The 18,930-nt window shown below is 61.7% G+C and carries 13 protein-coding genes; 5 read left to right on the forward strand and 8 right to left on the reverse strand.

Going from position 1 to position 18,930, the window contains the following annotated elements; genetic code table 11:
• Positions 1 to 115: 115 nt before the first annotated feature.
• Both aspS and MKZ40_RS08940 read right to left on the reverse strand, forming a co-directional pair.
• A complete protein-coding gene (gene aspS / locus MKZ40_RS08935) occupies positions 116 to 1,903 on the reverse strand; it encodes an aspartate--tRNA ligase (protein WP_043333603.1) in 1,788 nt (595 codons plus the stop codon).
• A gap of 147 nt (positions 1,904 to 2,050) precedes the next feature.
• A complete protein-coding gene (locus tag MKZ40_RS08940) occupies positions 2,051 to 2,275 on the reverse strand; it encodes a zinc ribbon domain-containing protein (protein ID WP_043333602.1) in 225 nt (74 codons plus the stop codon).
• A 318-nt stretch (positions 2,276 to 2,593) separates the two neighbouring features.
• Here MKZ40_RS08940 and MKZ40_RS08945 point away from each other — a divergent pair, with 318 nt between their 5' ends.
• Complete coding sequence (locus MKZ40_RS08945) at positions 2,594 to 3,646, forward strand: D-2-hydroxyacid dehydrogenase (protein ID WP_175088746.1); 1,053 nt, start codon at positions 2,594 to 2,596, stop codon at positions 3,644 to 3,646.
• Between the two features lie 123 nt (positions 3,647 to 3,769).
• On the opposite strand, the gene MKZ40_RS08950 is transcribed toward MKZ40_RS08945, so the two are convergent.
• Entirely contained in the window at positions 3,770 to 5,716 is a 1,947-nt protein-coding gene (locus tag MKZ40_RS08950; protein WP_175088745.1) for a cache domain-containing protein, read from the reverse strand.
• A 170-nt stretch (positions 5,717 to 5,886) separates the two neighbouring features.
• On the opposite strand from MKZ40_RS08950, the gene MKZ40_RS08955 reads away from it, so the two are divergent.
• From MKZ40_RS08955 to MKZ40_RS08965, 3 genes are all read left to right on the forward strand, one after another.
• Positions 5,887 to 6,807 carry a ribokinase gene (locus MKZ40_RS08955; protein WP_054556692.1) on the forward strand — a complete coding sequence of 307 codons (921 nt, stop codon included), beginning with the start codon at positions 5,887 to 5,889 and terminating at the stop codon, positions 6,805 to 6,807.
• A gap of 142 nt (positions 6,808 to 6,949) precedes the next feature.
• Positions 6,950 to 7,903, forward strand: a complete 954-nt coding sequence (locus MKZ40_RS08960; protein WP_175088744.1) for a nucleoside hydrolase — start codon at positions 6,950 to 6,952, stop codon at positions 7,901 to 7,903.
• A 383-nt stretch (positions 7,904 to 8,286) separates the two neighbouring features.
• The gene (locus MKZ40_RS08965) at positions 8,287 to 9,441 is read left to right on the forward strand and encodes a bifunctional nicotinamide-nucleotide adenylyltransferase/Nudix hydroxylase (RefSeq protein ID WP_175088743.1); all 1,155 of its coding nucleotides are present in this window, start codon (positions 8,287 to 8,289) and stop codon (positions 9,439 to 9,441) included.
• Between the two features lie 102 nt (positions 9,442 to 9,543).
• On the opposite strand, the gene MKZ40_RS08970 is transcribed toward MKZ40_RS08965, so the two are convergent.
• Positions 9,544 to 10,476: a LysR substrate-binding domain-containing protein gene (locus MKZ40_RS08970; protein ID WP_054556694.1), complete on the reverse strand. Its 933-nt coding sequence runs from the start codon at positions 10,474 to 10,476 to the stop codon at positions 9,544 to 9,546.
• 321 nt (positions 10,477 to 10,797) lie between these two features.
• Here MKZ40_RS08970 and MKZ40_RS08975 point away from each other — a divergent pair, with 321 nt between their 5' ends.
• Positions 10,798 to 12,207, forward strand: coding sequence for an aspartate ammonia-lyase (locus MKZ40_RS08975; protein WP_254627014.1), 1,410 nt, complete (start codon positions 10,798 to 10,800; stop codon positions 12,205 to 12,207).
• Positions 12,208 to 12,323: 116 nt separating this feature from the next.
• Here MKZ40_RS08975 and MKZ40_RS08980 read toward each other — a convergent pair whose 3' ends face one another.
• The 4 genes from MKZ40_RS08980 to MKZ40_RS08995 all read right to left on the reverse strand — a co-directional run bounded on the left by MKZ40_RS08980 (position 12,324) and on the right by MKZ40_RS08995 (position 18,493).
• Entirely contained in the window at positions 12,324 to 14,234 is a 1,911-nt protein-coding gene (locus MKZ40_RS08980; RefSeq protein ID WP_175088741.1) for a protein kinase, read from the reverse strand.
• Between the two features lie 24 nt (positions 14,235 to 14,258).
• Positions 14,259 to 16,082: a 2-oxo acid dehydrogenase subunit E2 gene (locus MKZ40_RS08985; RefSeq protein ID WP_175088740.1), complete on the reverse strand. Its 1,824-nt coding sequence runs from the start codon at positions 16,080 to 16,082 to the stop codon at positions 14,259 to 14,261.
• Between the two features lie 21 nt (positions 16,083 to 16,103).
• The gene (locus MKZ40_RS08990; RefSeq protein ID WP_175088859.1) at positions 16,104 to 17,072 is read right to left on the reverse strand and encodes an alpha-ketoacid dehydrogenase subunit beta; all 969 of its coding nucleotides are present in this window, start codon (positions 17,070 to 17,072) and stop codon (positions 16,104 to 16,106) included.
• A gap of 149 nt (positions 17,073 to 17,221) precedes the next feature.
• Positions 17,222 to 18,493 (reverse strand): thiamine pyrophosphate-dependent dehydrogenase E1 component subunit alpha, encoded by a 1,272-nt coding sequence (locus MKZ40_RS08995; protein WP_175088858.1) that lies wholly within the window; start codon positions 18,491 to 18,493, stop codon positions 17,222 to 17,224.
• Positions 18,494 to 18,930: the final 437 nt, after the last annotated feature.

The following is an 18,930-nucleotide window of genomic DNA, read 5'->3' on the forward strand; positions in this document are numbered from 1 at the left end:
CGCCCACTAGCCTATCAGGCCAAAGGGGCAAACCTGCCACCGCGGGACCGCCCGGGTCTGATCGAATCAGTCCAGACGGCCCCACCAGTCACTCTCTCGGTCATGCGCCGCTGAATCAGGCCTGGCCGCTTTCGTCTTCGACCTTGACCTTCTGACGCAGACGGATGTTCAGCTCCTTGAGCTGCTCACCGCTGACCACGCCCGGAGCGTCGGTCATCATGCAGCCGGCGCTCTGGGTTTTCGGGAAGGCAATCACTTCACGAATGGTCTTGGCGCCGGTCATCAGCATCACCAGACGGTCGAGACCGAAGGCCAGACCACCATGGGGCGGCGCGCCGAACTTCAGGGCGTCGAGCAGGAAGCCGAACTTTTCTTCCGCTTCTTCTTCACCGATGCCCAGCACTTCGAACACGGTACGCTGCATGGCCTGATCGTGGATACGGATGGAGCCACCACCCAGCTCGGTGCCGTTGATGACCATGTCGTAGGCGCGAGACAGTGCCGCTTCCGGGTTGGCCTTGAGCTCTTCCGGTGTGCAGGACGGCGCGGTGAACGGGTGGTGCAGCGCACTCAGGCGGCCGTTGGCATCGGCTTCGAACATCGGGAAGTCGACGACCCACAGCGGTGCCCACTCGCGGGTGTAGAGGTTGAGGTCTTCACCCAGCTTGACGCGCAGCGCACCGATGGCTTCGGCCACGATGTTGGCCTTGTCAGCACCGAAGAACACGATGTCGCCATCGACGGCGCCACAGCGGTCCAGCACTTCGTCCACGACGTCTTCCATGAACTTGACGATCGGCGACTGCAGACCCTCGATGCCCTTGGCACGTTCGTTGACCTTGATCCACGCCAGACCCTTGGCACCGTAGATGCCGACGAACTTGGTGTAAGCGTCGATTTCCTTGCGTGACAGGCTGGCACCGCCCGGCACACGCAGCGCGGCGACGCGGCCCTTGTCGTCCTTGGCCGGGCCGGAGAAGACCTTGAAGTCCACGCCGCTCATCAGATCATCGACATCGACCAGTTCCAGCGGAATGCGCAGGTCCGGCTTGTCGGAACCGAAGCGGCTGATGGCCTCGGAATACGGCATGGTCGGGAAGTCGCCCAGCTCGACATCGAGCACTTCTTTGTAGAGACCACGGATCATGGTCTCGGTCATGCCCATGATGTCCTGCTCGTCGACGAAGCTGGCTTCGAGGTCGATCTGGGTGAACTCCGGCTGACGGTCAGCGCGCAGGTCTTCATCACGGAAGCATTTGGCGATCTGGTAGTAACGATCGACACCGGCGACCATCAGCAGCTGCTTGAACAGCTGCGGAGACTGCGGCAGTGCGAAGAAGCTGCCGGCGTAGGTGCGGCTCGGCACCAGATAGTCACGTGCGCCTTCCGGCGTGGCGCGGGTCAGGATCGGGGTTTCGATGTCGAGGAAGCCCAGGGCTTCGAGCTGGGCGCGCACGCTGTGAGTGATGCGCGAGCGCAGGCGAAGCTTCTCGATCATGTCGGGACGACGCAGGTCGACATAACGATACTTGAGGCGAACTTCCTCACCGACCTTGTTGTGGTCGTCGAGCTGGAACGGCGGCGTCTGTGCAGTGTTGAGCACTTCGACGTCCTTGGCCAGCACTTCGATCATGCCTGTCGGCATGTTCGGGTTCTGGGTGCCTTCCGGGCGCAGACGGATACGGCCCTTGATACGCAGCACGAACTCGCTGCGCGCCTTGTCGGCAGTGGCGAAGGCATCGACGGTGTCCGGATCGACGACGATCTGGGCGATGCCATCACGGTCGCGCATGTCGAGGAAGATGACGCCACCGTGGTCGCGACGGCGGTGCACCCACCCGCACAGAGTGACATCCTGATCGATCAGGGTCTCGTTCAGTTTGCCGCAATAGTGGCTGCGCATGTTGATTCCTTGTTGCTCAAATTCATGATCGACGCGCTGATGCGCATCTGTCTCAGAGGGCCTGCCGTTGGCGATGAGGGTCAAGGGTACCCGTTGGGCGCCCTTGACCCTCATCACGCTGATGCCTGACGCACTATCCCAGCTATGTCAGGCGGTGCTGTCGCTACCACCGGCCAGATTCTTCTTGCTGCCGGACTTGAAATCCGTCTCGTACCAGCCACTGCCTGCCAGACGGAACCCGGCGGCGGAGACCAGCTTCTCGAGCTGGTCCGTCTTGCATTCCGGGCACTCCGTCAGCGGCGCAGCGCTGATCTTCTGCAACTTGTCCATCCGATGGCCACAGGCCTTGCAGTGGTATTCATAGATCGGCATGGTTTTCTTTCCTGACGATACTGGTCACGGGGCTGTCTGAGCACCGTGAACCATGACAATGTTATGCCTTGCGGCGCGTCTTGCGTTCAGCGCACCTGCGGCCCCAACATGAGAGCTTTCGCAAGCACCAGCAAGAGACGCCTACAATAAGGCCAGTTGAGCGGCTTTCAAGTCAAAGCGAAAGGGACACATTATAGCGTGCTCGGCCCCGTGCGGGGCAACACCCAAGCACAAACCGGCCCAGACACCAGGTACTCGACCTTGCGGGCCAGCCTTTCTGTCTTCCTATCTATCTTCCTACGCCATCATGAGGCACCTATGTCCGATCACGATCGTACTGCGCAGTCTCCCTCGCATTCTTCCACGCCCGCTTCCTCTCACTGCGAGCCCACCTCGTCTACCGGCGCCCCGCAGGCCGTCATGCTCGATGCCGGCTCCGTCGGTGATGGCCTGGACTTCTCGCGCCTCGAGGCCCGTCTGGAAGGATTGGTCTGTCATGACGCCACCGCGCCCGAGGAAGTGGTGCCACGACTGAGCGGTGCCTCCATCGTGTTGGTCAACAAGGTACGCATCGAGGCGCACCACATGGATGAGCTGCCGACCCTCAAGCTGATCGCGGTGATGGCGACCGGCACCAACAATATCGACATGGCGGCCGCCGAAGCACGTGGCATTCGGGTCATGAACGTCAATGCCTACGGCACTCATTCGGTGGCACAGCACACCTGGATGCTGCTGCTGGCACTGGCTGGCCGCCTGCCGGAATACCAGACCGACATCGCCGCGGGCGAGTGGCAACGCAGTCCGACCTTCTGCCTGATGGGCCGCCCCGTGGTGCAGCTGTCCGGCAAGCATCTGGTCATCATCGGCAAGGGGGAGCTGGGCACCGCGGTGGGCAGGCTGGCCGAGGCGTTCGGCATGCGCGTGACCTTTGCCGCTCGCCCGGGCACCGCCCCCACCGCCGAGCGCCCCGCGCTGGAAAGCCTGCTGCCCCAGGCCGACGCCATCAGTCTGCACTGCCCGCTGACCCCAGAGACGCAGCATCTGATCGATGAGCAGGCGCTCGCCGCCATGAAGCCCGGTGCATTGCTGGTCAATTGCGCCCGCGGGGGCATCATCGACGAGGACGCAGCACTGGAAGCACTGGCCACCGGACAACTCGGCGGCCTGGCGGTGGATAGTCTGCCGGAGGAGCCGCCGCGTGAAGGCCATTCGCTACTCTCGGCCCTGGAAAGCCAGCACCATTCGGCGAATGCTCCCTTGAATCTGATCGTCACGCCGCACAATGCCTGGATCAGCCAGGAGGCGCGCCAGAACATGCTCGATCTCAGTCTGGCCAATATCGAGACATTCCTGAGCGAACACGCCTGACACGGCCACAGCCTCGCTGCGCCAGGCATCGACGCCGAGTGGCAGGTGCGAGCGGTACATCACGAAAAAGCCCCCGAACCGGCATATATGCCGGTTCGGGGGCTTTTTCCTGAGTGGTCAGCATCAACGGATGCGGATATGCATGCCCGCCGCCTTGAGGGCATTGCCTTCAGCATCCCATGACACCACACGGCCACGTGAGCTCAACAATACCCATCGGGTGCCGTTCGCTCTCTCCTTACTCTCCTTCTCGTCGCCCTCTTGCGCGCCTCCCGCCCGTACACCACCATCGCCAGCGGCCAGGCTCCGCTGTTGCAGGGGCTTGTCGCCGGCATTGCCTGTTTCGGCGTCCATGTCGACTTCGTTCATTCCCATCGCCTCGATCTGCTGAAGGTCCTCTTCCTGCGGCGCACGCATCCGGTACTGGCACTCACAGCTTTCGCCATAGGTAGTGATGATCTTGTGTCTGAGCGCATGTACCTGCTCGAGATCCTCCGGGTGAATCAAACGATCGAAGTCCATTTCACGCATCGCCAATGGTTCGTGGCCCGAAGCGCCGAGCATCTTCCAGAGATTGGGGTGGATATGAACGATGCGCTCAGGTATGTCCACTTCCCACAGGCTATCGCCACTGGCTTCGAGGGAATCTAGCAAGCGACGCTCGCTGGACTGCAATTCCTTCTGCGTCTGGCGCAGCCGCTGATACATCTCTTCGGCGGTGGCGTTGGCGTCATCCAGCTCGACGATGCCACTGCCGCCCGCGGATTCGACCTCCGCACCCATGCCGATGCGATGCAGTCGTTCACGCAGCTCGGCCAGCGGCACCGAAAGGCGACGGCTGATGTGGTGCGTGCGCCAGCCCATGAGAATGAAGAAGGTGAAATAGAACAGGATCAGGCCGCCGACCAGCGCCATGCCGACCAGCTGGAAGTTGCGCCCGATCTCGGCGGTACGAAAGAAGACGGCACTCTCTTCGACCATGCTCAACATGATCCAGCCATTGCCCGGCAAGCGCTCCCACGCCACCTTGTAGGGCGCCCCCGCCACATTGACGCTTTCCAGGCCACGCCGCTGCTCCAGAATACGGGGCGCGAGTCTCTTGAAGACATCATGACCTTTCAGCTCCAGCTGAGCGGGCCGAATGACATCCTCTTCCTGGAGGTCATTGGCATCGGGAATTTCCAGCGGCAGCAGCGACAACAACTGCTCACCGGCCCGCGGGACGGCGAGTGAGCGTCCCTCGGCATCGAACAGCATCGCGAAGCCTTGCCAGGGCAGCTCCATCGCCAGCACCTGATTGACGATCACGTCCAGGGTCATGTCGACGCCGACGACGCCGAGAAATTCGCCCTGCTCGGAATAGAAGGGACTGACGGCCGACGCCATCCAGCCATTGTCGGCCGGGTCTTCGTAGATATCGGTCCAGATGGTGTTTCGCGAGGGATTTGCCTCTGGCGCGGCCAGATAGAAGAAGGAGAAATCCCGACAATCGTGGTCGGCTGGCACCAGCGAGGCCAGATCGACATAGGGGAAAAGGCGGACATAGCAATCGGCCATCGTGACGAAGGACTGCACCACGGCCGAGTGCGAAGATACGACACTGCGCATGATCGGGTCGACCGCTGTCATGCGCAGTGCCAGGGGAATGTCCTGCTCGAGGCCTGGCAAGGCGGGATAGAAGCCGCTGCCCTGATTGTCCGCCGTCTGCTGACTGGCCCAGACACCGCTTGGCAAGCTTGCGTGACGGGCAATCTCGCGAGCCGCCACCCCAGTGCTGGCGTCGCCCATGGCCAGTTCGCCTGCCTGGGCACCGAGCCCGCGTGACAGGTTCTGGACATGTTCCAGTTGCTGGCTGAGTGACTTGGCCTCCCGTAGCATCGCCAGATTGAGCTCACTGCTCGACTGGGATTGCAGGTAATTGAGGTTGGCATCACGAATCTCGTCATTGGACACGAAATACACCGCCACCAGGGCGGTCTCGACCAACAGCAACGGAATCATGGTACTGGTGAAGAGTGCTCGCCAGACCCACTTCTTGATCGTGACGGCGGGTTGCTTCGACTCCGACATGGGCGACTATCCTGAATCCAGCGAGATGACAGGAAGTATGCACTTTCTCTTGCGTTCCAAGAGGCTAATAGCTTCAACGCTTAAACATGACCTAAAGGTCAGACCTTGGTGATACGACTGGGGACAGGCGGCCAAGGCTTTGCTAGGATGCTCGCCCCCAAGGAGGCTGCATGCTTTACAACTACGGTTCTATCAATATCGATCACGTCTATCGGGTACCTCACCTGGTACGACCGGGTGAAACCCTGGCGAGTCTCTCCTACCGTCAGGTACTGGGTGGCAAGGGTGCCAACCAGTCGCTCGCGCTTGCGCGCGCCGGAGGCGACGTCACGCACTGGGGCCGCCTTGGCAACAGTGATCGCTGGGCACTTGAGCCGCTGGAAAGCGCCGGTGTCATCACCTCGCAGGTCGAGCTGAGCGCCAGTGCCAGTGGCCACGCCATCATCCAGGTGGACGACCACGCCGAGAACAGCATCATTCTGCATCCGGGTGCCAATCACGGTTTCACCGATGAGCATCTCGCGACGCTGTTCTCTGGTGTGACGCAGGGAGATTGGCTGCTGCTGCAAAATGAGTGCAACGCACTGGGCAAGGTCATCGAGCTGGCACATGCCAAGGGCATGAAGATCGCCTTCAATCCGGCCCCGATGGGGGCTGATGTCCTGCGCCTGCCGCTGGAACACTGCCAGGTGCTGTTCCTCAATCGTGGCGAAGCGGCACAGCTGGTCGAGCTGGAAGAGAGCGCGCCTGTCGCCACCCTGCTCGCCGCGCTGCACACTCGTCTGCCTGATACCGAAGTGGTCATGACTCTGGGCAGTGAAGGCGTCTGCTACCAGCTGGGGGAACAGCGCATCCAGCTGCCGGCGCATCGCGTCAATGCCGTGGACACCACCGCGGCAGGCGATACCTTCATCGGCTATTACCTGGCAAGCCAGATCGAAGGTCAGAGCATCGAGGAAAGCCTGCGTCGTGCCAGCACCGCCTCTGCCCTGTGTGTGAGCCGCGAAGGCGCAGCGCCGAGCATTCCGCTGGCCAGTGATGTCGCCGCTGCCCTGGCCGAATGGCCGACACTCGACGTCCTGAGCAACTGAGTCTTCGAGCAACAAGTCTCTGAACGACTGAACTACCTGCACGGGGCACCACCACGTGGCCCGTGCTAAGCCCGTGTCACCTCATGGGCGCCCTGTTGGCGTAACGCCCTCTATTGCAGGTCACTTCTTTCACGAGGTCAGCATGAAAACACCGATTATCTTTGATACCGATCCGGGCGTGGATGATGCCCAGGCGATTGCCATCTGTCTGGCGCATCCGGACATCGAATTCCTCGGCATGACCACCACCTTCGGCAACGTCACCATCGAGACGGCCACCTCCAACGCCCTGCTGCTGGGCGAACTGGCGGGCCAGGAGATCCCGGTCGCCCAGGGCGCTGCCCAGCCGCTGGTCAAGGACAAGTTCCCGGCGCCGGCGCACATCCACGGCGCCAATGGTCTCGGCAACATGGAGATCCCGGAGCCCAAGGGCAAGGCGCTGTCCGTCAGCGCACCGCAGTTCATCGTCGAGCAGGTCAATGCGCGTCCGGGCGAGATCACCCTCGTCGCCGTCGGCCCACTGGGCAACCTGGCCACCGCACTGCAGCTGGACCCGAGCATCATCAGCAAGGTCAAGCAGGTCGTCATCATGGGCGGCTCCATCCGTGAAGGCGGCAACGTCTCACCGGTCGCCGAAGCCAACATCTTCAATGACCCGCATGCCGCCGCCAAGGTGCTGACCGCCGGCTGGCCGCTGACCATGGTCGGTCTCGATGCGACGCACCGCTGCGTGCTGTCTCCGGCCCATGTCGAGCGTATCCGCGTCGCGCAAGGCGCACTTGGCGAAGTGCTGTCCGGCAGCTATCAGTTCTACAAGGCCTTCTATCAGGAAGCGCGTGGCATCGATGGTTGCTGCCCACACGACAGCTGCGCCCTCGCCTGGCTGATGAAGCCGGAGCTGTTCACTACCGAGCGCGGCCACCTGAATGTCGAAGTCGAAGGCCTGGCCGAAGGTCAGACACTATTCGCCCCTGAGGGTCGCGAATTCCTCGGCAACCAGTGGTCCCAGACGCCGCTGGTCGACGTCTGCATCAATGCCCAGGGCGACAAGGTCGTCGAGTGGATCACCGACGTGCTGACCGCCAAGGCGTCCTGATCCGATGCCCGGCAGGCCCGCCTGGGTCTGCCATCGGCCTTGCCAACAAATCGAGCCAACGCCCGTCAGCCTCATTGCTGGCGGGCGTTGGCTCGATTTGTGCATTCGCGCTTGTTCACCTTCCCCTATCCTTTCCTTCCCTCTTCTCCTCTCCGGCGTCTCTCCTTTTACCGCAACTGCCTTCCCACGCCCCGAATACCGAGAAGTTGCTGAGTCATGAAGAATTTTTCAGCAAGATAACGGGATAAACTTTTGAATAACCCTTACCAGACGAGAGTGAATGACGAGCCGTTCGGCGCATGCACATAATCTGATACGCTAGCGGAATCTCACTGGGCAAGCGCCTTATACGCCGCCCCATCCTGCCTGCCACGGAGCTCATCATGCCTTCGACGACAACGTTGCCCTCTGCCCCCGCTGCAACGCTTCGCACTCAGGATTCTCCCGCGATCGCCGACACCCAGTACGACTGCCTGGTCTTCATCGGTCGCTTCCAGCCCATGCACCATGGCCATGTTGCCGTGATGGAAGAAGCCCTGCGCCTCGCGCGGCAGGTCATCGTGCTGGTCGGTTCTGCCTGGCAGGCACGTTCACTGCGCAACCCGTTCACCTTCTCTGAACGCACGCGCATGATCCGCAGCTGCTTTGATGATGCCAACAATGCGCGCCTGGAAATCGTGCCGTTGTTGGATGCCCTCTACAACGACGATGTCTGGGTACGTGATGTGCAGCGCAAGGTACGCGATATCGCGCGTCCGCAGGCCAATCGAATGCCGAGAATCGCGCTGATCGGTGCCAATCGTCGTGACAGCAACAGCCAGTCAAGCTACTACCTGAGCCTCTTCCCGCAGTGGGAGTCGGTAGCGGTGCCACTGCGCGAGGGGATGGAGGCCAGCCGTATTCGTGAGGTCATCTTCACCGAGCGCGCCCGCGCAGAAGATTGGCTGGACAACGAGGGGCTGGAGCTGCTGCCACCGCCGGTGGCTCAGCATCTGCATGGCTTCCTGGAGGAGACCGCGTGGCAAGGGCTGGTCGAGGAACGTCGACTGCTGGAGCAATACCGCGCCGCCTGGAGCGATGCGCCCTACCCGCCACTGTTCATCACGGTCAACGCCGTGGTAGTGCAGTCCGGTCATGTGCTGCTCACCACACGTCGCGCGGCACCCGGTAAGGGGCTTTACGCCCTGCCTGGCGGCTTCGTGCAACCCCAGGAGCGCCTGCTGGATGCCTGTTTGCGTGAGCTCAGGGAGCGTGTGCGCCTCAAGGTGCCGGAACCAGTCCTGCGTGGCTCTCTGCGCGGTCAGCGTCTGTTTGATGCGCCGCATCGCAGCTGGCGCGGGCGCACCCTGGCAGAGGCCTTCTACTTCGCCCTGCGACCGGAGCAGCAGCTTCCCAAGCTCAGAAGCGGCGGCGGCGAGAACGAGGAGCAGGCACGCTGGGTCGCGCTGGCGGACCTGGAGCCCGACACCCTCTTCGAGGACCACTTTTTCATCATTCAGAACTTCCTCGGCCTGCATGCCGGACAGACCGGTTTCTGACGGCTGGGATGTGGTCCACACACGAAAACGGCAGCCCAATGGGCTGCCGTTTTCGATCAAGAGACACGCAGGTCTTCTACACCGGTAATACACCGGCAAGGCTCAGGCTTCGAGGAAATCTCGCGGCAGATTCATCAGCTGCTTCCACAGCTTGTCGATGCCGGGCTTGTGAACCAGTGAGCAACGATAGAGACGAATCTCCAGCGGGATATCCCACGCCTCGTTGCCCGCACGCACCAGCTTGCCGCTTTCCAGCTCATCGCGAATGCAGAAATCCGGAATCCACGCCATGCCGACGCCCTGCAAGGCCATGCCCTTGAGGCCCTCGGCCATCGCCATCTCATAGACGGTGCGCAGGCGCAGGCGCAGCGGATCATTCTTCAAAAGCATCTTCACGCTGCGGCCCAGAAATGCCCCTTGGGTATAGGACAGCAAGGGAATCGCATCCTGGCTGGTCTCGCTCTGTCCGGTCAGCGGGAAGCGGGGCTCGCCATTCTCCAGTGGCACGCACACTGGCAGCATATTGACCTTGGCGACCGAGAAGGACGGGAAGGCCTCGGCGTCCAGCTGCATGCTGGCGTAAGGGTCGTAATAGGCGAGCATCAAGTCGCAGTTGCCTTCGCGCAGCGAGTGAATGGCGTCGCCGACATTCATCGCGGACAGGCGTGTCGGCAACTCCCCCAAGCCCTGCTGGAGACGCGAGATCCACTTGGGGAAGAAGGCCAGCGCCAGCGAATGCGCGGCCGCGATATCCAGGGTCTCGTTGGCCATGCCCAGCCCGCGCAGGTGGGCGAGACACTCTGACAGCTGCTCTGTCAGGTTGCGCGCGGTGACCAGGAACAACTGGCCCTCCGGCGTCAGACTGACCGGGGTCGTCGAGCGGTCGACCAGCGTAGTGCCCACGGCCTGTTCAAGCGCACGGATGCGGCGGCTGAACGCAGGCTGGGTAACGTGTCGCAGGCGAGCCGAGGTGGAGAAGCTGCGGGTATTGGACAGCGCAACGAAATCTTCCAACCACTTAGTTTCCAGGTTCACCCGAACTCCCAAAAATGTCGAACATGCCCAAGCGAGGCTTGCCTGGCCGGTCATGCAGGGTCTTGTCATGGAGAATGGTGCGTCGCGGCGCACCACCACCTTCGTCTTATGCGTTTGACGTATACGGCAGCGTTGAATGGCATTGGCCGCCGAGGGGCTGCGCTGGTTACCCTTGTCCACCTAGCCGCCATTCAAGCGCCACAGTGTACTTCAGCCAGGAGTTCCGCCCAAGTGAACCATCTCTCGGAAACCCCCATCGCCGCCAATGCCGCCCCGGCAGCTTCCACACCGGCCGACTTGAGCCATGCCGAGCGTGAGGCACTGGCCAACGGCTTCCGACTTGAAAAGGATCTCCTCGGGCGCGAGCCGGTGCCGTCTGACGCATACTATGGTGTGCAGACCCAGCGCGCGCTCAACAACTTCCACCTCTCCGGGGTGCCGCTGTCGCACTTCCCGCGTCTCGTCGAAGGGCTCGCGCTGGTCAAGGCCGCCGCCGCCGAAGCCAACCATGCGCTGGGCTATCTCGAGACACGTGAACACGATGCCATCCAGCACGCCTGTGCACGTCTGATGAATGGCGATCACCATGATCAGTTCGTGGTCGACATGATCCAGGGTGGCGCCGGCACCTCGACCAACATGAATGCCAACGAAGTGATCGCCAATCTGGGCCTGGAATTCCTGGGCTACGAGAAAGGTGATTACCAGCAGCTGCACCCCAACAATCACGTCAACATGGCGCAATCCACCAACGACGCCTACCCGACCGCCATCCGTGTCGGCCTGCTGCGCAGCCATTCGGTACTGGTAGACGCGCTGAGCGAGCTGGCCAATGCCTTCGCCAGCAAGGCGCTGGAGTTTGATGACGTGGTCAAGATGGGCCGCACCCAGCTGCAGGACGCGGTGCCGATGACGCTGGGCCAGGAATTCCGCGCCTTCGCCAACACTCTGCGCGAAGACGTCGATCGCATCGCCAACCTCAATGAGTTGCTCAAGGAGGTCAATCTGGGCGGGACCGCGATCGGCACCGGCATCAATGCCGACCCGCGCTACAGCGCACTGGCGATCGAGGCTCTGGCGCGTCGTTCCGGCATCGACTTCCGTCCGGCGTCGGACCTGGTCGAGGCCACCAGCGACATGGGTGCCTTCGTACTGTTCCACGGCATGCTCAAGCGCCTGGCGGTCAAGCTGTCCAAGATCTGCAACGATCTGCGCCTGCTGTCCTCAGGCCCGCGCACCGGCTTCAACGAGATCAACCTGCCGCCTCAGCAGCCGGGTAGCTCGATCATGCCGGGCAAGGTCAACCCGGTGATTCCGGAAGCCGTCAATCAGGTCGCCTTCGATGTCATCGGCAACGACACCGCGCTGACCATGGCGGCTGAAGCCGGCCAGCTGCAGCTCAACGTGATGGAGCCGCTGATCGCCTACAAGCTGCTCGACTCCATCCGCCAGCTGAGCCGCGCCATGACCATGCTCAGGAATCGTTGCGTGATCGGCATCACCGCCAATCGTGATCGCTGCGCCGAGCTGGTCAACAATTCCATCGGCCTGATCACCGCGCTCAACCCGTATATCGGCTACGACAATGCCACCCGCATCGCCAAGGAAGCCTTGGCCAGCGGCCGCAGCGTGCTGGAACTGGTACGTGAGGAAGGCCTGCTGGACGAGGCACGCCTGGAGGCATTGCTGTCCCCGCAGGCCATGACACGCCCGCGTCAGATGAAGGACTGACAGCTCGCTGAAGCATGGCCCATCAGTGCGTTTGACTTTCAGTGAAGCCACCCAAGTGAATCCCTCCAAGTGAGAAAACCCGCCTGAGTCTGACTCAGGCGGGTTTTTCTTTGCCCTCATACGGCATGCGGACCACGCGGCAAGGCACGCGGATCCCTTGGATAGAAGCTTTCGGGTTGCGCCTCGATATGATCGAAATGCTTGGTGTTCTTGTAGGGCATCTTCATGAAGCCGGAAATTCCCAACCCGGAGATCAGCGGCACCGCATCGAGAATCTCCGCCAGCAAACGCGTGAATTCCTGCTCGCGCGAGGGATCCAGCAGTCGGTAATAACTGTGAATCTTGAGGTGGTGTGGCAAGGCTTCGAAGATCAGCATGCCGGTGTGATGGATGGCATTGAGTGACTCCAGTGCCTTCAATATCTCCTCGGGCAGCACCAGCAGTTCCTCAGGATCCGGTCCGTCCTCGAAGTAGGAGTGCACCCGGGAGTCATCCTCAAGCTCCGGCACCGCGCTGACCTCATAGCTCAAGCGAGGTCTGGCCTCCCCGTCTGCCGTCGGCGCGAAGACGAAGGCGGCCTCGGGGTCTCCCCGCTCCAGATGCAGGGTATCGCGAGCATTGAACAGACACGCCTTGAACACGCCCTGGCGATAGATGGCACGCGCCAGAGCGACCATGTTGTTGATCGCGACGACGAAGGCGCCCTTCAAGGCAGGGTCATGCAGGTGCAGCGCGGTATCCACGAAGATGCCCTGTGGCTCCCAGCGAATCGCCAGACCGCCGACGATCGGGTATTTGCCCAGACGACTGACAGCGGCCAGGAAGGCTTTTTCGGTGCCTCCCATGCCTTGCATGAAGTTCTTGTAGTAACGATCCAGCTGGACATCATTGACGGCGTCCAGCGCGTTACCAGCGTGTTCACCGGACTCGTCCGCCTCGAAGGCCTCACGCAGGAAGGATTTGCGCGAGGTATAGACAACCGTGTCGATCTCGCGCGTTGCCGGCCTCACCCAGACCGGCAGCAGAGACTGTGGCGGCTCGAGAGGCAATTCCGGCATCACCAGCCGTGCGATCCTGCCCATCTCGCGCAGGAAGTAGTCGCCGGCCTGCATACGCAGCTGCGGGTCATCCGCCAGCATGCCGTCAAGCAGACGCGCGAATTCCCGCGGCAACCCCAGCGACACCGCCGGGATGGCGCGCACGCCGAAGCGACACGATTGCCCAGAAGCCAGGGCGTAAAGAGTGGCGGCCACACCCTGCTCATCAAAGCGCGGCGAGGACAGCGCACCATTGAGCTGCTCCTCGCCGATGAAATAGACATCGCCCAGACGCGCATTGGTCTGTTGCAGGTTATCCGACATCAGCTGCATCACGTTGGTGGTAATGAACTGCTGATGCTCATCGAGCTGAGCGAACACCGAACTGCCCCAGTCGATCAATGCCACCTGTTCCCGCTCGACATCGAAGACCAGATTCGACGGTTTGATGTCGCCATGCACGATGGGTGGTGTATTCGCTCCCGTCGATGACCCGCGCAACGACTTGAGAATATCGGCCAGCTGACTGGCGATCTTGACCACCAGACGCGGCGACATGCGCCCATGACGCAGCGAATATTCCTCGAGATTGATGCCCGGTGCACGCTGCATGACCAGAATCGACTGCCGCCGTACCCGCTGATAGCTGATCAGACGCGGAATCAGCGGGTGGGCGACCTGGTCGAGCATGTAGGCCTCTTCCTCCAGACGGTCCTGCAGTGCCTGGGGCAGAGTCACCCGCGTGAACTTGAAGACGTGCTCTTCATGCGTGCGCCGGTCTTCGCCCAGGCGCCAGCCTGCGAACACGAACCCGTAGGCACCCTTGCCGACCAGATGGATATCCCGGTAGCCAAGCCCCTCCAGCTGGGAGATGCACAGCGCCACCCAATCCTTGAGCTTCTTGGCATCATGATGCGAGAGCAGATAGATCGACTGCTCTTCCGGGATATAGAACTGTTGCAGGCGCTCGTGGGCGCGCGCATCACTCATGCAATAAGCTCTCTGGCCGACGTCTCATGACAGCGACAGCAGCATTTCGTCAGGGTGCTCCAGATAGTGTTTCCACAGATTGCTGAAGCGCGCGATGGTTCCGCCATCGATGATGCGATGATCTCCCGCCCAGGTAATGGTCATGATGTCACGCGCACAGACATTGCCCTCGCCATCGAAGCGCGGCAGACGCTGAGTGCGACCCAGCGCGACGATGGCGACCTCCGGCTGGTTGATGATCGGCGCGGCATACGTGCCGCCCAACGCACCGATATTGGAGATCGACAAGGTACCGCCCTTGAGGTCCGCCTGGGCAACGCGCCCGCTACGCGCAGCCTCGGTCAGCCGCCCGACCTCACGCGCGATCTCGAGAATGCTCAGGCGTTCGACGCTCTTCACGTTCGGGACCATCAGTCCGCTGGCGCTGTCCACCGCCATGCCGATGTTGCAGGCGCCCTGATAGAGAATCTCGCTTTCATTCTCACTGAGGCGCGCATTGAGAATCGGCTCCTCGATGACCGCCAGCGCCATGGCCTTCATGATGAACGGCATCAGGGTCAGCCGAATGCCCTGCTGCTCGGCGCGTACCTTGAGGCGGGCCCGCAACGCCAGCAGGTCGGTGATATCGAGCTCATCGCCATAATGGAAATGCGGGATCTGCGTGCTGGCCTGTACCATGCGCCGGGCCATCACCGCCGCAACTCCCTTGAGCAGTACCGCTTTCGACTCAAGGCGTGACGACCTCTCCTCGTGACTGGCCACAGCACACGCTTCGGCAGCTGCCTTGTCGGTCTCGACAGCCTCGCCGACCTTGTGAGCATCAGCAGGCACCACGTCAGTCTCGTGAGCCTCGGATTGCTTGAGATAAGCCAGCACATCTTCCTTCAGCACCCGGCCGTTTCGCCCCGAGCCAGCAATGGCCTGGAGTTCGAGCTGATGCTCGCGCAACAGGCGACGCACGGCAGGGGTCGCGGGTATTCGAGGCCGGCTCTCCCCGTGACTCCCGTCTAGCCCACTCTTTTTGTCGCTCTTGTCGTCGCCCTCCTGGCGGTGCTCCGCCAGATACTCTGGCTGCCCCTGCTTGTGTTCAGGCGCGGTGACTTCACTCTCAGTGCTCTCAGTGCTCTCAGTGCTCTCAGCGCTTTCAGCCTCTGCCTCCTCATCAGGCACATAGGCATACAGCGGCGTATGCACTCGGGCATTTTCGCCCTGGGCATAATGGAAGCGCACGATACGCCCGGGCTCCGAGGCGGTGATCTCGACCAGCGCCTTGTCGGTCATCACATCCACGATCGTCTGGTCTTCTTCCACTGTGTCGCCTTCCGCGACGTGCCAGGTGACCACCTCACATTCGACGATGCCTTCACCGATATCCGGTAGGATGAAATCACGCGAGCGTCGTTCAAGGGCCGCGGCTGTCTGTGTGCTAGCTGCACCTTTGCTGGCTGGTTTGGCAGACGCTGACGCAGCGACATCCGACTGACTGCTGGCCGCCTGGCTGGCGGCTGACTGAGTCGGTGCCGTCGAGCGAGCAGGTGCTGCAACCGTCATGACATCGCCGGCGTGCTCATCCTCGCGCTCGCCGTGTCCGGTCTTCTCGCTATCACTGTCACTGCCATCATCCACCGCAAACAGCGGCGCATGGACACGGGCAATCTCGCCTTCCTGACAGTAAAGCTTGACCACGGTACCGGCGTGGGGCGCGGGGATCTCCACCAACGCCTTGTCTGTCATGACCTCGGCCACCGGCTGATCTTCCTCGATCACGTCGCCTTCCTTGATCAACCACTTGACCAGCTCGCACTCGACGATGCCTTCGCCGATATCGGGCAGGATGAAATCATTCATGGCGCGCATCACTCCCTGTCATCAGTAATTCAAGCTTTGCTTGATGGCCTCGTAGATCTTGAGCTCGTCCGGCAGATGCTCCTTCTCGAGCACCAGCGGAAACGGCGTATCAAGGCCAGTGACGCGCCGGATCGGCGCCTCGAGATACAGGAAACAACGCTCCTGCACGGTGGCGGCGATCTCGCTGGCAAAGCCTCCCGTCAGCGGGGCTTCATGACTGACCACCAGACGACCGGTCTTGAGCACCGAGTCACACACCGTCTTGATGTCCCAGGGCAGAATGCTGCGCAGATCGATGATCTCGCAGTCGATGCCATCCTGCTCGGCAAGCGCAGCGGCCTTCTCGATGACTTCCATCTGAGCGCCCCAGCCGAGCAGCGTGATATCGCGGCCTTCACGGATGACATCGGCCACGCCCAGGGGCAGTTCGTAATCGGCTTCTGGCACCTCGCCTACCGAGGCGCGATAGAGCCGCTTGGGCTCCATGAACAGCACCGGATTGGGATCACGAATCGCTGCCAGCAGAAGGCCCTTGGCCTGGTGGGGGTTGCGTGGAATCACGATCTTGAGGCCCGGGGTATGCGCGAAATACGCCTCGGGCGACTGGGAGTGATAGAGTCCGCCTGCGATGCCGCCACCATAGGGCGTGCGAATCGTCAGGCCGCCGACATCGAATAGATCACCGGAGCGGTAGCGGAACTTGGCCGCCTCGTTCACGATCTGGTCAAAGGCGGGGAAGATGTAGTCGGCGAACTGGATCTCGGCCACCGGCGTCGACCCCTGTGCCGCCAGCCCGTTGGCGAACCCTATGATACCCTGCTCGGTGAGTGGCGTATTGAAGCAGCGCTCTCGACCGTATTTGTCCTGCAGGTGGCTGGTAGCTCGGAAGACGCCGCCGAATACCCCGACGTCCTCCCCGAACAACACCACACGGGGATTGGCGGCCATGGCAATATCCAACGCATTGTTGATCGCCTGCAGCATGTTCATCTGTTTCTTGCCCGAGGCCGAGACCGCTGCATCCTTGCTGCCAGGCGCGGCAGACGCTTCTTTCGCCGCTGAACCCGCCGCAGCTGAGTCGCTTGTAGCTGAGTCTGTCACTGGCGTTTTCTCCAACGGCTGTTCACTCATCTGCTCGCTCATGATGTCTGGCCTCCATCTACACGCTGATGGCGTTCCTGATACACCTTGCGGCTGTCTTCCAGCTCCTGCGCAGTGAATCCCATGCTGGCGGCGCCCTTGGGGTAGGCGTGCGGGTACTTGCGAATATGTTGTTTCACGTCTTCGAGCTGCTGTGTGAGCAACGGCGTCGGCGTGTCGTAGACATCACTGATCAGCGTGTCCAACGCCGGTGGCGCCAGTTTCTCGGCGCGCTTCATGGACTCAAGCACTTCGCGACGCAGCTGATCACCAGTGGCCTTTTCCTCCTCCTCGCTCCACCAGCCTTGCGCCTCCAGCCAGTTGCGCATGCGCAGAATGGGGTCCTTGTCGCGCCAGATGGCCTCCTCCTTCTTGCTGCGATACCCGGAGGGATCATCCGAAGAGGAGTGCGCCGCCAGACGGTAGGTCATCGCTTCGATCAATACCGGCTGATTGGTCTCGACCGCGATCTTGCGCGCCGCCAGGGTGGCTTCGTAGACGGCGATCACGTCATTGCCATCCACCCGGATGCTCTGCATGTGATAGCCGAAGGCACGTGGCGCGATGCCATCGGCGGCGAATTGCTCGCATGACGGGGTGGAAATGGCATAGCCATTGTTGCGACACAGGAAGATACACGGTACCCGGTGCACGGAGGCCATGTTGAGGGCGGCATGGAAATCGCCCTCGGAGGCGGCCCCTTCACCGAAGATGGTGATGGTGCATTGCCCCTTGCCTGCCAGCTTCTGGCCGTAGGCATAGCCAGTCGCCTGGGGAATCTGGGTCGCCAGCGGCGAGGAGATGGTCATGTAGTGCAGGTCACGCGACCCATAGTGGATCGGCATCTGACGGCCCTTGCCGTAGTCGCGCTCGTTGCCGAACATCTGGTTCATGAATTCGTCACAGCTGAAGCCGCGCCAGGCCAGCGCCCCCTGCTCACGGTATTGCGCCATGATCATGTCATCGTCTTGAAGCGCCGCCGCACTGCCGATCACCGTGGCTTCCTCGCCGGTGCATTGCATGTAGAAGCTCAAGCGCCCCTGCCGTTGGGCGGCCAGCATGCGCTCATCCAGCACCCGGGTGAACAGCATCGTCCGGTAGATCTTCAGCGCCGTGTCGCGCTCGATCGGATCGCGCTCGATCGGGTCGCGTTCGTTAGGTGAAGCGTCCTGTGACGGCTCTCCCTGTACCTGCGACTCATCGACGGGATAAAGGGTGCCGTCCTGACGCAGGCGCTTGAAGATCGGGATGCAGAGTTCATCGCCGGTCATGAAGGCCAGATGATGCAGCACCGTCGGCCCCTGCGGGGCGATCTGGTCTGCCGTCGGCATGGCGGTCAGGTCATTCAGCTCTGGCTGCAAGCCATCGGGCGGCGCAGTCCCCGGGGAGGCGGGTCCGCGTGTTGTTGTATCGGACATGCTCAGCGTCCTCTCTTACCGATCAGGCGTTTGAGGGATTACCCAGCCCTCGTGAGGCCGGGCAGGCAATGACGTACCTTCAGGAATGTCGAACCGGAAGCTGTCGATTCGACGATGGCAACAGTGCCTACCATCAGACTAGTGGAAAGTCGCTCTGGCGGCCTAACAGTTAACGTTAACGTCAAGGTATCGTAAAGACAGACGATATGCCTGCCTGACAACTACTTCTTTGGTGGAACCTTTTGCGGCATGGGCTCATGCGCGTTCTGCATGGAAAGCTGAATTCGCGT

It is taken from the genome of Cobetia sp. BMC6 (assembly GCF_029991385.1).
Lineage (GTDB): Bacteria > Pseudomonadota > Gammaproteobacteria > Pseudomonadales > Halomonadaceae > Cobetia.